Origin of the sequence: Streptomyces avidinii, from assembly GCF_014650695.1 — a bacterium.
GTDB classification, from domain to species: Bacteria; Actinomycetota; Actinomycetes; order Streptomycetales; family Streptomycetaceae; genus Streptomyces; species Streptomyces avidinii.
Genome location: NZ_BMVL01000004.1, coordinates 577,094 through 589,966, shown reverse-complemented (window position 1 = coordinate 589,966; position 12,873 = coordinate 577,094). Strand labels below are relative to the sequence as shown.

At 72.5% G+C, this 12,873-nt stretch carries 13 protein-coding genes, 1 tRNA gene and 1 riboswitch; of the genes, 2 read left to right on the top strand and 12 right to left on the bottom strand.

The features are described 5' to 3' along the window. Positions 1-155 precede the first annotated feature (155 nt). Positions 156-950 carry an IclR family transcriptional regulator gene (locus tag IE257_RS13650; protein WP_189968206.1) on the top strand — a complete coding sequence of 265 codons (795 nt, stop codon included), beginning with the start codon at positions 156-158 and terminating at the stop codon, positions 948-950. 226 nt (positions 951-1,176) lie between these two features. Here the strand turns inward: IE257_RS13650 and IE257_RS13645 are convergent. From IE257_RS13645 to IE257_RS13595, 11 genes are all read right to left on the bottom strand, one after another. After that, positions 1,177-1,250 (bottom strand) — tRNA-Pro (locus tag IE257_RS13645). Positions 1,251-1,307: 57 nt separating this feature from the next. Then, positions 1,308-2,702: an acyltransferase family protein gene (locus IE257_RS13640; RefSeq protein ID WP_189968204.1), complete on the bottom strand. Its 1,395-nt coding sequence runs from the start codon at positions 2,700-2,702 to the stop codon at positions 1,308-1,310. Between the two features lie 123 nt (positions 2,703-2,825). Beyond that, positions 2,826-3,188 (bottom strand): MmcQ/YjbR family DNA-binding protein, encoded by a 363-nt coding sequence (locus IE257_RS13635; protein WP_189968202.1) that lies wholly within the window; start codon positions 3,186-3,188, stop codon positions 2,826-2,828. Between the two features lie 72 nt (positions 3,189-3,260). Continuing rightward, positions 3,261-3,842, bottom strand: a complete 582-nt coding sequence (locus IE257_RS13630; RefSeq protein WP_189968200.1) for a GAF domain-containing protein — start codon at positions 3,840-3,842, stop codon at positions 3,261-3,263. Continuing rightward, on the bottom strand, positions 3,839-4,471 hold the full coding sequence (locus IE257_RS13625; RefSeq protein ID WP_189968198.1) for a GTP-binding protein: 633 nt from the start codon (positions 4,469-4,471) through the stop codon (positions 3,839-3,841). Before IE257_RS13625 ends, IE257_RS13630 begins: the two co-directional genes overlap by 4 nt. Continuing rightward, positions 4,449-4,862, bottom strand: coding sequence for a DUF742 domain-containing protein (locus tag IE257_RS13620; RefSeq protein ID WP_189968196.1), 414 nt, complete (start codon positions 4,860-4,862; stop codon positions 4,449-4,451). Before IE257_RS13620 ends, IE257_RS13625 begins: the two co-directional genes overlap by 23 nt. Continuing rightward, positions 4,859-5,293: a roadblock/LC7 domain-containing protein gene (locus IE257_RS13615; protein WP_189968350.1), complete on the bottom strand. Its 435-nt coding sequence runs from the start codon at positions 5,291-5,293 to the stop codon at positions 4,859-4,861. Before IE257_RS13615 ends, IE257_RS13620 begins: the two co-directional genes overlap by 4 nt. A gap of 38 nt (positions 5,294-5,331) precedes the next feature. Beyond that, positions 5,332-7,104 carry an ATP-binding protein gene (locus IE257_RS13610; protein WP_189968194.1) on the bottom strand — a complete coding sequence of 591 codons (1,773 nt, stop codon included), beginning with the start codon at positions 7,102-7,104 and terminating at the stop codon, positions 5,332-5,334. Positions 7,105-7,398: 294 nt separating this feature from the next. Continuing rightward, the gene (locus tag IE257_RS13605; protein WP_189968192.1) at positions 7,399-8,640 is read right to left on the bottom strand and encodes an MBL fold metallo-hydrolase; all 1,242 of its coding nucleotides are present in this window, start codon (positions 8,638-8,640) and stop codon (positions 7,399-7,401) included. Between the two features lie 99 nt (positions 8,641-8,739). Next, the gene (locus tag IE257_RS13600; protein ID WP_189968189.1) at positions 8,740-9,525 is read right to left on the bottom strand and encodes an SGNH/GDSL hydrolase family protein; all 786 of its coding nucleotides are present in this window, start codon (positions 9,523-9,525) and stop codon (positions 8,740-8,742) included. A 163-nt stretch (positions 9,526-9,688) separates the two neighbouring features. Continuing rightward, complete coding sequence (locus tag IE257_RS13595) at positions 9,689-10,639, bottom strand: LysM peptidoglycan-binding domain-containing M23 family metallopeptidase (RefSeq protein ID WP_189968187.1); 951 nt, start codon at positions 10,637-10,639, stop codon at positions 9,689-9,691. A 2-nt stretch (positions 10,640-10,641) separates the two neighbouring features. Continuing rightward, a riboswitch (cyclic di-AMP (ydaO/yuaA leader) is annotated at positions 10,642-10,817 on the bottom strand. A gap of 315 nt (positions 10,818-11,132) precedes the next feature. Between IE257_RS13595 and IE257_RS13590 the strand changes: the two genes are divergently transcribed. Beyond that, the gene (locus IE257_RS13590) at positions 11,133-11,924 is read left to right on the top strand and encodes a tyrosine-protein phosphatase (RefSeq protein ID WP_189968186.1); all 792 of its coding nucleotides are present in this window, start codon (positions 11,133-11,135) and stop codon (positions 11,922-11,924) included. Positions 11,925-11,961: 37 nt separating this feature from the next. Here the strand turns inward: IE257_RS13590 and IE257_RS38185 are convergent. Next, on the bottom strand, positions 11,962-12,873 hold a 912-nt coding region (locus tag IE257_RS38185), incomplete at its 5' end, for an aspartate aminotransferase family protein (RefSeq protein WP_229920323.1).

The window sequence follows — 12,873 nt, the reverse complement described above, 5'->3', positions numbered from 1 at the left end:
CACTGGCGCGATCGCAACACACGGGCAATGATCTGGTCCATTCAACGGACCGGTGAACGGGGGACGGCACCACCGTTACCTCCAACGATCCGGGACGAACGGGGAGTTCTGGACCCATCCGACCGATGGGGCCAGATGTGAAAGGGGGACCGCCCATGGCCAGATCCGGTGCAGAGGGGCGGGGCGTACTCGAGGGTGCGTTCGCGTTGATGGAAGTGCTCGCGCAGGGCGAGGAAGTCGGCCTGACCCGCCTGGCGACCGACGCCGAACTGCCGAAGGCCACCGCCCACCGGCTGTTGGGGCAGCTGGTGGCCCTGGGCGCGGTGCAGAGCCGCGCCGGCCGCTACCGTCTCGGGGCCCGGACCTTCCGGCTGGGACAGGCATGGCACCCCGCGCGTGCGCTGCGCGCGGCGTCGGCCCGGCCGCTGCGCGAGCTCGCCTCGGCGAGCGGCCGGCTCAGTCTCAGCCTGTCGGTGGCCGAGGCGGGCCGGACGATCGTCGTCGGGGGGCTGCGCGGCGAGGTGGACGACGTCTTTCCGCTGAGCTCGGGCGTCGTACTGCCGCCCGGGAGCGCGGCCGAGCTGATCCTCGCGGCCTCGGCCCCGTCGGGCGAGCCGCCCGAGGGGCGCACGGCCGCCTCGTGGGCCAGGGAGGTCGCACAGGCCAGGGAGCGGGGGCTCGCCTTCGAGTACGGGCAGTGCGTGAGCTCCCTCTCGTGTGTATCGGCGCCGATACTCTCCTCGTCCGGTCAGGTGGTGGCCGCCGTGGCGGCGACCAGCCTGGAGGCCGGGCAGATCGCCCCGCTGGGCGAGTCCGTGGCCCGCGCGGCCGCGATGATCAGCGCCAATCTGTCGCGAAGGCCGGCCGCCGGGGCCCGGCCCCACCGCGAGTGGCCCGACCGGCCTCCGGGCACCCGGGCCCCGCACCCCGTCCTGGCGGGCCCGCGCTAGGAGCCCGGATCCCGACCGGACGGTGGGGGCCGTTCGCGGATTCGTCCGGAAACGGCCCCACCGTCCGGCCGGAGCGCCGACGGACGCTGTGCACCGGCAAGCACCGGGGGGCGACGCCGGCGCGAGCGCCTGACCTCGGCCGCAGCACGCCCAGGAGGGTGGAGAACGATCGAAGGGCCGATCCGGATTGCTCCGGATCGGCCCTTCGATCTACGACTCTCACGAGTCGGGACGACAGGATTTGAACCTGCGACCCCTTGACCCCCAGTCAAGTGCGCTACCAAGCTGCGCCACGTCCCGATGCGCGCTGACCTGGGCTTTCCCCTGGTTGAACGCGCAGGAGAACGATACCGCACTTCACGGGGTGGTCGCGCCCACCTTTTCCGCCGACGGTTCCGCGTCGGCCACATCCGCCGGCTCCTGCGTCTGCGTCTGCGTCTGCGCCACGATCAGCGACGCTCGCGAACGCGGCCGTGTCGCAGCCTTCAGGACGCGGCGGCCCAGGTTCTGGAAGGGCAGCTCCACCAGGCGGTAGCTCAGGTGGCTGAGGAGCAGCAGCGCGGCTGCGACGACGCCGAACTGCACGAGGCGGCCGGTCCAGCTCTCGATCGGACCGCGCCCCTCCAGCAGCCAGTTCATGCCGTGGATCACCGGGTTGTGCAGGAGATACAGCGAGTAGCTGATCGCGCCGAGCCAGCTCAGCCAGCGCGGGAAGCGACGCTTGCGCAGCAGCATGCCCGCGACGAAGACCGCCCACGCGGCCACGTACGCGAAGGACCAGGCCATCCACGACTCGCTCCACGTACGCCAGAGGGCCGGCCCGCGGTTGTACAGGTAGCCGACGAGGAAGCCGCAGGCGACGACGAAGGCGCAGGACAGCAAGGCCTGGGCGCGTTCGATCTGGCCGTGCTCCAGGCGGTACAGCACGGTGCCGGAGAACATGGTCGCGAAGATCATCATGGTCTCGAAGGCCGTGGCCCGGCTGTTGAGCGTAATCAGCAGCAGGCCGAGGCCGCCCAGGAGCACCGCTCCGGTCCGGGTCAGCGCCGGCTTGCCGGTCATGATGCACGCCATCGCCATCAGCACGATGGTCGCGCAGGCCACGACCAGGTGCCGGGTGGAGGTCAGGTTCACCGAGATCGTGCCGAGGGAGATCCAGCCGCCGAGGACCAGGGCCACCGCGGCGAAGCCGACGGCTATGGGCGCGCTCCTGCGGTGCCAGCCCATCGCGAACAGTGCCGTGACGAAGTAGTAGAAGACCATCTCGTACGTGAGGGTCCACATCACGCCGATCACGTTGGGGATGCCCATCAGGTCCTGGATCATCAGCCCGTTGCCGACCAGCGACAGCAGCGCGTGCTGGAACCCCCAGTCCGCGATCACCGTGTGCGCACGGGGCAGGATCAGCAGCGAGGCGACCACCGTGAGGATGACGACCGGGTAGATCCGGAAGACGCGGCCGACCCAGAAGGCCCGTATGTCGCCGCGCCGCTCCAGGGAAGCCGGAATGATGTATCCGCTCACCAGGAAGAACAGCAGGACCCCGAAGATCCCCGGGTCCAGGTAGTACGGGACCCGGGTGCCGTGCGGCACCCAGTAGAACGGCAGCGCCAGGTGGTACACGGCGACGGAGAGCGCTGCTATGCCGCGGAGGCTGTCCAGCCAGCCCAGCCGCGCAGCGGCGGAAGGAGTGCCGCCCTCGGCCGCGCCTCGCGCGGCACGCTGGGCAGACAAGCGTTTGGTCAGGTTCACTTCCGGAGGCTAGCCGACACCCAGTGCCACCCCGGTTCGAGGAATGCCACAGAACAGACTAATCGCCTCGGTCCTTCCTCAAACCGTGACCGTTTCGGCAGCGGATCCGTCGATTCCGCCGGCTCAGCCGGTGGCGTCGGTCAGCTCCGGATGGGCGGCGATCAGGCGCTTGGGCGCCGCCTGGAGCCAGGAGTCGATCAGGATGGAGCGCAGCTCTCCCGCGCCCTGCAGCGCCGCCAGCCGGACCCGGATCCAGGCGTAGTTGTCGTCGTGGCCGGCACGCAGGAAGAACTTCTCCGGCTCCGCCGCGATCAGCTCGGCCCGGTCCTCCTTCGGGCACTTCACCCCGATCGAGGTGTCGTCGTCGGCCAGCGAGACGAAGATCTTCCCGCCGACCCGGAAGGTCGGCATGCCCCAGGCGATCTTCTCCGTGCTGTCCGGGAGCGACAGCGCGATCAGGCGGACGTCCTGTGCGGTTGCGGCCATCCCCGAGACCCCTCTCCAGCCACCGGCGAACGCTTGTCCCGCGACCGTAGCGCCCGCCGCCGACCATCCCGCTCACCCCCGCCGGTTCTCCCCCGCCACCGCCCCGGGGACCTGCCCCCGGTCCTCCCGTTCGTGCACCAGCGCCACCAGATCCGCCGCCAGCTCCTTCACGGTGGTGAGCCCCTCGGTCCCCCACCGCCGCGGTACCACGTCCACCGCGCACACCGTGCCCAGCACGACCCCGCGCCGGTCCAGGAGCGGGGCGCCCACGTACGACCGCACCCCGCTCTCGTCCACGACCGCGTTGCCCGCGAAGCGCGCGAAGTCCCGTACGTCCTCCAGCACCAGCGCCCGCCGGCGCACCACCACGTGCGGGCAGTAGCCCTGGTCGCGGGCCAGCACGCGCGCCGGGTAGCCGCTGGCCGGCGCCCCGGCGGCGTGGTGCAGCCCGGCGAAGAACTGCCGCTCCTCGCCGATGAAGTTGACCCCCGCGTACGGTGCGCCGAGCGTGTCGGCGACGCGCCGCGCGAAAGCGTCCAGTTCGGCGTCCGTACGCTCCCCCAGGCCCAGCTCGCGCAACCGGAGGGCGCGCACCGGCGCCTCCCGGTCCACCGGCGTGAGCAGCAGGTGTCCGGTCGATTCGTAGTAGGTCATAACGGTTCCCCCGACTCCGAAGACATGCACAACAGATGACGGACGAGGGCGGCCAGCGCCCCCGTCCCGGAACTGGTCAGGCGCGCGTCGCACCGTACGACCGGCACCTCGGGCCCGATCCCGACCGCCTCGCGGACCTCGTCGGGCGCGTAACGGTGACCGCCGTCGAACTCGTTGACGGCGACGATGAAGCCGATGCCGCGCCGCTCGAAGAAGTCCACGGCGGGGAAGCAGTCGGCCAGGCGGCGGGTGTCGGCGAGCACCACCGCCCCGAGCGCCCCCCTGCACAGCTCCTCCCAGAGGAACCAGAAGCGGTGCTGTCCGGGCGTGCCGAAGAGGTAGAGCACGTGGCGCTCGTCGAGGGTGATCCGGCCGAAGTCGAGCGCGACGGTCGTCGTGGTTTTCTCCTCGACTCCGTGCAGCGGGTCGGCGCTCGCTCCGAGGCCGCCGATCAGTTCCTCCGTACAGAGCGGTTCGATCTCGCTCACCGCGCCCACGAAGGTGGTCTTGCCCGCCCCGAAACCGCCCGCGACCAGGATCTTCAGCGTCACGGGCGAGGATCCGGGGGCGGGCGCGGGGGCGGACGGGGGCACGGGAGCGGGGGCGTCACAGTCGTTTGCGCAGGCCATCGAGCACCGCCAGGAGCAGGGACCGGTCATCGGCGGCGAACGAGCCGCCGCCCGGGAACCGCGGCGCCTGAGCCATCAGGGCCCCGTGTTCCATCAGGTCGGACAGCAGCACCTTCACCACCACGGCCGGCAGCCTCAGCTGCCCGGCCACCTCGGCGACGGTGACGGTCGCGGAGCCTGCGCAGATCCGCAGCGCAAGGGTGTGCTCCGCGCCGAGCGGGACGCGCGGCCGCACCCCGGTCGCCGTCACCAGCGAGAGCAGGTCGAGCGCGACGCCCGGTCTGGTCCGCCCCCCGCTGGCGGTGTACGGGCGCATCACCCGGCCCGCAGAGTCGTCGAGCCACGGCGTGTCCCGCCCCTTCGCGTACGCCCCCGTCCCGCGGACCCTCATCGCTCCACGTCGGCGACGGGCCGGCGCGGCGGGGCCGCGAGGTACGGACGGACGCTCTTGACCAGCATCGCCATCTCGTAGCCGAGCACCCCGGCGTCGGCCTCCCGGTCGGCGAGGACCGCCAGGCAGGTCCCGGATCCGGCGGCGCAGACGAAGACGAGCGCGGTGTCCAGTTCGACCACGACCTGCCGCACGTCGGCCCCGGCCGCAAAGCGGGAGCCCGCGCTGCGGCCGAGCGAGTAGAGCCCCGACGCGAGGGCCGCCATATGGTCGGCGCTGTCGGCGTCCAGACCGTGCACGCAGGTCACGAGCCCGTCGGCGGTGAGGAGTACGGCGCTGCGCGTGTACGGCACGCGTTGCACCAGGCCGCTGAGCAGCCAGTCGAGATCCGAGAGCCGGCTGCCGGTCTTCGTCGCCACTTCGCCGCCCATGGGGGTGCGCTCCTTGCTGAGGGGATGAGGGGTCGGGGTCATGCCTGGTTCTCCGACTGGGCGAGGCCGAAGCCGCGTTGGAACGCGGCCATCAGGCCCGGGTCGTGGACGGGTTGCTCGGAGTCCGCGGCCCGCCGGGGAGCGGGGGCCTCGCGCAGCTGGGGCGCGAGGTGCTCCTGGGCGCGGCGCCGGGGCAGCAGCGGCCGGTCGCCCGTGTCGGGCCCGCCGGGTGCGGAAGGGGCCGAGGGCTCCGGGGCCGACCAGGCCACCGCCCCGGTGGCCGGACCCGGCACGGGGCCGCCCCGGGGGGCCGTGGCGGGCGCCGACCAGGCCATCGCCCCGGCACCGGGCGGCGGATCGGACGGAGGGCCGAACGCGGGATCGGCACCGGTCCGGGGGGAGGGCACGGGCCCGACCGTCGTACCGGGCCGCGGCGCGGGCGGGGACGCCGGTTCCGCGACGATCACCGGTACGGGTACGGGTGCGCGCGCGGGCCGCGGCCCGGGCCCCGGCAGGTCCATCCGGACCGGCTCCAGCGGCGCGGCCGCCGCCCCCTGCCCGGTCCCCCACGAGGTGGCCCGTGAGCCCCCCGCCGCGTCGGCCGCGGAAGGCACTTCGGCTCCCAGCAGCTCCTGCGGCAGCACCAGCACGGCGAGCACACCGCCGTAGATGTTGGACTTGAGCTCGACGGCGATCCCGTGCCGGCGGGCCAGTGCCGACACGACGAAAAGGCCGATCCGTCCGTCCGCCAGCAGGCTCCGGACGCTGACCTGGTCGGGGTCGCCCAGCAGGGAGTTCATCCGGTGCTGTTCCTCGGCCGGCATGCCGAGCCCCCGGTCCTCCACCTCGACGGCGATCCCGGCGGTGACCCGCTCGGCGCGCAGCACCACGTCCGTGTCGGGGGCGGAGAACACGGTGGCGTTCTCGACGAGCTCGGCCAGCAGGTGCACCACGTCCGCGACGGCATGCCCGCGGACGCTGCCGCCGGCCGGGGGCACGACCTTGACCCGGGTGTACTGCTCGACCTCCGCGACCGAGGAGCGGAGCACCTCGCTCAGATCGATGGGCCGGGTCCACTGGCGCCGGGAGGCGGCGCCGCCCAGTACGGCGAGGTTCTCTGCGTGGCGGCGGATGCGGGTGGCGAGGTGGTCGACGTGGAAGAGCTCCTTGAGCAGGTCCGGGTCCTCGACCGTGTCCTCCAGCTCGTCCAGCAGCGAGATCTCGCGGTGCACGAGGGACTGGAGGCGCCGCGCGAGGTTGACGAAGACCTCGACCTTGCGCTCGCTGTCGGACGGGGTGGCCGGTCCGGCCAGCCGCAGCAGGGTGGTGTGCGCCTGTTCGCGGGCACTGCGCAGCTCCTGGGAGAGCAGCCAGAACTCGTCCAGGCCGGCCGGGTCCCCGCCGGGCGCCGGGGAGCTCGGGCCACCGCGCACGGGGCGGGCCGGGGTCTCGCCCCGGTCCAGCCGATCGGCGGCCGTGCGCAGCTCGTGACGGCCGCGCACGCTGGAGCGGCGCAGCGCCTCGCACCGGTCCCGTACGGCCTTGGCGGCGCGCTGCGCCCCGAGGAGGGCGGCCGCGAGGGCGCCGATCACAAGGAGGGCGCAGCCGGTGAGCACGGGCCACAGCCGGGCGTCGCGCTCGCCCGCTCCCCCGCCGAGCTGGAGGGTGAAGATCACCGCGGCGGCGCCGCTGAGCCCGGCGGCGAGCGTGGGCAGTACGGCGGCGCGCACCAGCTGGGGGCGTATCTGCCGGCCGGGACCGGTGACGGCGAGTCTCGACGTGGCATGGCGGGCGGCGCGGAGTCCGGACATGTGGGTCCTCGGTACGTGGGGCCCGGCCCCCAGCGTTCCCGGGGCCCGGTGTTGATCACCGAATACCCACGCTAGACCCCTCCGCCACGCCCGGGAGTACCAGTTTGCGAACTTCGTGGGGGTGCTTCCCGCTCCCGGTGGAGCGCTCGTACAGCCGCCCGAATGCGCCGGTCGGGCCCTGTGGACCGCCCCGGCGCCGCCCCTCGGCAGCCGGACGGAAGCCGGTCCGGACGACGCCGGCCCCGGGCCGCCCCGATGTGCCGGGGCGGCCGCAGTCTCTGTCCGCGTGGTGCGCTACGACCCGACGGACTCCGGCTTCTCCTGACCGCCGGCTGCCGCGGACCCCACGCGCGCTGCCGTCCCCGCCACTGCCCCGGCGCCCAGCGGGGGCACGGACGACGGACCGTCGATCCGCCCGCCCGTCGCCGCCCCGGCGACGAAGGGCCGCCACCACGGCGTGTGCGGGGCGCCGGAGGCGCCGGGCTCGAACGGCTGGCCCGGGATCGGCAGCGCGACGGCCGCCCCCGCACCCTCGGCCGCGGTCAGCGTGCCCTCGCCCGGCTCGTCCCACGGGTGCAGGGCCAGGTTGAAGGTGCCCCAGTGGATCGGCAGCATCGTGCCCTGCGGGGTACCCCCCTGCAGGTCGAGGTGGGCGCGCATGCCCTCCTCGGGCGTCATGTGGATGTCGGGCCAGTACTCCGAGTAGGCGCCGATCTGGATCATCGTGGCGTCGAAGGGCCCGTGCTCGGCGCCGATCTCCTTGAATCCGGGGAAGTAGCCGGTGTCACCGCTGTGGTAGATCCGGTGCTCGTCGCCCGCGACGACCCAGGACGCCCACAGGGTGTGCTGCTGGTTGCGCAGGCCGCGGCCGCAGAAGTGTCGGGCGGGGGTCGCCGTGAGGGAGAGCCCGGCGATCTCGGTGCTCTCGTTCCAGTCCAGCTCGTGCAGCCGGTCGGCCGGTACGCCCCAGCGCTCCAGGTGCGCGCCGACACCGAGCGGAACGGCGAAGATGGTGTCCGTACCGGCCAGCTCCTTGATCGTCGGCAGGTCGAGGTGGTCGTAGTGGTCGTGCGAGATGACCACGACGTCGACCGGGCCCAGCGCGGCCAGCGGGACCGGCACCGGGTGCAGTCGCTTGGGGCCGGCGAAGGGGAAGGGGGAGCACCGCTCGCCCCAGACCGGGTCGAACAGCACCCGCCGCCCGTCGATCTCCGCGAGCACGCTGGAGTGCCCCATCCAGGTCAGCCGCAGGCCGGTCGCGGGCGGCTTCGCCAGGTCCGCGAGGGTCGTCGGATGAACCGGGATCGGCGCGGCGGGGCTGCGCCTGACCCGCTGCTCCCGCTGGAAGTAGATCTTGGCGAACTCCGTCATCGAGCCCGAGGGCCTGTTCCGGGCCCCGACCGGGTTCTGGAAGACGCCGTCGGCGAAGTTCGGCGAGCGGCGGATCCGCTCCAGCCGGGCACCGGACGGGTCCGCACCGAAGGCTTTGGGCCGCAGGGCACGCAGCCGCGGACGCAAGGGACGGGAGCCGGTCAAAGCGCCTCCAGGGAGGATGGGGTCAGGACGGTCGTCGAGCTACGACCATCCCAACGCACGCCGACCCCGAAGGATTCCGCTTGCGGCCCCCCGACCCTGCTACAGCGGCAGCAGGTCCGGCCGCTTGGCCTCCACGTGGTCCCCGGAGGACTCCCCGCGCAGCCGTCGGCCGATCCACGGCACGAGGTGGTCGCGGGCCCACTGGATGTTGTCCCGGGTCACGTCCACCGAGCCGCGCGGCCGCTGCGGGGGCCACGGCTGGTCCGGGTCGGCCGGCACCTCCAGGCCGAGCACCTGCGCGGCGCGCAGCGCGACCCGCGTGTGGCCCTCGGGCGAGAGGTGCAGCCGGTCCGTGTCCCAGGCCCGCCGGTCCTGTACGGACTTCAGCGACCAGAGGTCGAGCACCGGGCAGTCGTAGCGGTCGGCGATGGCACGGACGTGCGCGCTGTACGTCGCGACCTTCCCGCGCAAGTGCTTGAGCACCGGGACGCCGCGGGTGTCGAAGCCCGTGGTGATCATGACCTGGCCGACGGCCCCGGTGAGGTCGGCCACGGCCGCCTCGAAGCGCTCGGCCACGTCGTCCGGGTCGGTCCCGGGCCGGATGATGTCGTTGCCGCCCGCGCAGAAGGTCACGAGGTCCGGCGCGAGGGCCTTGGCCCGCGGGAGTTGGTCGCCTACGATCTGGTCGAGGAGCTTCCCCCGCACCGCCAGATTCGCATACCGGAAGTCGTGCTCTTCGCGCTGATCGGCCAGGAGCACGGCGAGCCGGTCCGCCCAGCCGAGATAAGAATCCCCGGGTCCCGGGTCCCCCACGCCTTCGGTGAAGCTGTCCCCGATCGCCGCGTACGAGCCGATGGTCTTGAGTTTCGTCGTCGTCGCTGCCACGGGAACCCATACTTCACTCCCGTAACCAACCTACGCCAACGTAATGAGGGGTTGACGGACCGTGATCTATACCACGCACGGGATAAGGAATAAGTACACGTGAGGCCGGGACCCCCCTCGGGTCCCGGCCTCACGCGCGTCGATGATCCGACGGCGGGTGCCGTCAGAGGCTCGCGCCCTTCGAGCGGAGGTACGCGATCGGGTCCAGGTCCGAGCCGTAGGACGGGCTCGTGCGGATCTCGAAGTGCAGGTGCGGACCGGTCGAATTGCCGGTGGAGCCGGAGAGGCCGATGCTCTGCCCGGCGGTGACGCTCTGGCCGGAGGAGACGGAGAGCTGGGAGAGGTGGGCGTACTGGGAGTACTTGCCGTCCGCGTGGCGGATGACGACCTCGTTGCCGTACGAGCCGCTCCAGCCGGCGGAGACCACGGTGCCCGCGCCGACGGCCTTGACGCTGGTGCCGGAGCTGGCGATGAAGTCGACGCCGGTGTGGTAGCCGGAGGACCACATGCTGCCCGCGACCTTGTACTGGGTGGAGATCCCGCCACTGACGGGGGCCACGAAGCCGGCGGCCGACTGCGGTGCGGCGGGGGCCTCGGCAGGAGCCTCGGCGGCGGCTTCCCGCTGCACCGGGGCGGCCTTACCGGCCTGCTTGCGCTCGGACTTCGGCGCGGCCTGCCGGGCCGGCTTCGCGTCGGCCTCGGGAGCAGCCGGGGCCGCAGCCGCCTCGCCCGGACCGCCGAGGTGCAGCTTCAGGCCCGGGTGGATCAGCGACGGGTTGCTGCCGACGGCCTCGCGGTTGTCGGCGTACAGCTGCTCCCAGCCGCCGGACAGGTGGCGCTCCGCGGCGATCTTGGAGAGGTAGTCGCCCGGCACCACGGTGTAGACGGCAGGAGCGGCCTGCACGGCGGCGACGGGCGCCGTCTGCGGCGCGACCGGAACCTGCGGGGCGACCGCGGGGGCCACCGCGGGAGCGGCGGCCGGAGCGCCGGCCGCGTGGGCGCCGGCGGCGCCGATCAGCGGGAGCGCGAGGGCGGCGCCACCGGTTCCGGCGACGGCGAAACCGCGCGAAAGGGAAAGGGACTTGGGACGGCGGTGCTTACCCTTTGCAGGCATGACGAATTCCTCTCCGGCGCCTGCGAGGTGAGCTGTCGGGTTCGGACTGGAGATGTCCGGCCGTACATGTACGGGACATGAACGGCTTCACCCCGAGCCGTCCCGGTGAAAAGATCGCCGGGCCGGCGGCTTACCTGGTTCCCCCGCTCCTGCCGCACGAATAGGTCGGATGCGGTTTCCGGGAGGCGGCAGGATTTGGCGTTCCGCCCGGATCGATCGCGAAGGTAATCCCTTGCGGCCGCGCGCTACAAGCCGCGAATTCCCTGACGGAATAACAGGCATGAGGGACCGGCGGAATTCCGGTCACCCTCTGTCCATTCCCGGCCGCCAACAGCCGCCCCGACTTGGCCATTCGCCTTCAGCGATCAGGCACTCACGGTCACCGTATGATCTGGCTCACGGGGACGTGCCCGATCTCGCCTCCGGATATGGCAAGTTGGCGCCAAGTAGTGTAATTCGGACACAGGGCCCAGGACGCGGCGGAGGAGTTGCTTTGACCCAGCAGATACAGGAGCCGGAGCTGACCGGAGTGCGCAATTTCCGCGATGTGGGGGGATTGCCGACTTCTGGCGGACGAACGGTCATGACGGGACGACTGTTCCGAAGCGGACATCTCGCACATGCCACCGAAAGCGATGCAGAATTCCTGGCCTCGCTCGGCCTCCACACCATCTTCGACTTCCGCAACGGCGCCGACCACGCCCTGGAGGGTCCGGACGTCGAACTGCCCGGCGTCCGGAACGTCAACATCCCGCTCTCGGACCCGGCCGACGGGCGCGAGTTCTGGCGGCTGGTCCGCGACGGCGACCTCGACCAGCTGCGCGGGATCCTGGGCGACGGCAAGGCGGCGGCCCGGATGTCGAACTCCTACCGCGGGATCATCCGGCAGCGCACCGCCGAGCACGGCCGGGTCGTGCACGCCCTCGCCGAGGACAGCGTCCCCGCGCTCATGCACTGCGCGGCCGGCAAGGACCGGGCCGGCCTGTCGATCGCCGTCACCCTGCTCGCGCTGGGCGTCGAGCGCGAGGCGATCGTGACGGACTACCTGGAGTCGAACGCCCCGCACCGCCGCTACCGCGTGCGCCGCACCGACGAGTCGGCGGGCGCCCGCTCCCCCGAGGTGATGGAGCTCCTCGCACCGCTCTTCGACGCCCGCGCCGAGTACCTGGTGGCCGCTTTCGACACCATCGACGAGATCTGGGGCGGGGTGGACCGCTACCTGGCGGAGGGCCTCGGGCTGCGGCCCGAGACCCTCGACCGGCTGCGCGACCGGCTCCTGGTCTGACGCGGCGGGACCGGTTCCCCGCCGGGACGGCAGGCCGTCAGCGCGCGGCGACGGCCTGCTTCACCAGCGTCCTGCCGAAGTCCCAGATCAGTCCGGACCCGCCGTGCGCCTCGTCCATCACCTCGCGGAAGGCGCCGACGAACCGGTCCACGTCCCGCTCGTCCACGATCAGCGGCGGGATCAGCTTGATCACCTCCAGGTGGTCCCCGGAGACCTGGGTGAGGATCCGGTGCTTCTGGAGCAGCGGCACCACGACCATCTGTGCGAAGAGTCCCTTGCGGGCCGCCTGCAGCATGGTCCACCGGCTGCGCAGGCCCAGCGAGGACGGCCGGCCGAACTCGATGCCGATCATCAGCCCGCGCCCCCGCACCTCGTGCAGCAGCTCGTACTCGTCCACCAGCGCGGCGAGCCGCCCTCGCAGCAGGTCGCCCATGGCCCGGGCGTTGGCGACGACCTCCTCGTCCTCCATGACGGACAGCACCGCCAGGCCCGCCGCCATCGCCTGGGCGTTCGAGCCGAAGCTGGCGGAGTGCACGAGGACCCGGTCCATGGACGAGTAGACCTTCTTGAAGATCCAGTCCTTGCCCAGGGTGGCGCCGACCGGCACGTAGCCTCCCGACAGCGCCTTCGCCACGCACACCAGGTCCGGCTCCACGCCCGGCTCGTGCTGGTAGGCGTAGAAGTCGCCGGTGCGCCCGAGGCCGGTCTGCACCTCGTCCGCGATCAGCAGCGCCCCCCGCCGGTGCAGCATCTCTTGCGCGGCGAGCAGGAACCCGGGCGGTGCGGTCAGCACCCCCTTGCCCTGGACGGGCTCGACGACGAAGGCGGCCACGTCCCCGCGCTTCAGCTCCCGCTCCAGCGCGGCGAGGTCACCCAGCGCGATCCTGGTGTCGGGGAGCAGCGGCGCGAAGCCGTCGCGGAAGCCGCCCTCCCCGTTCACCGAGAGGGA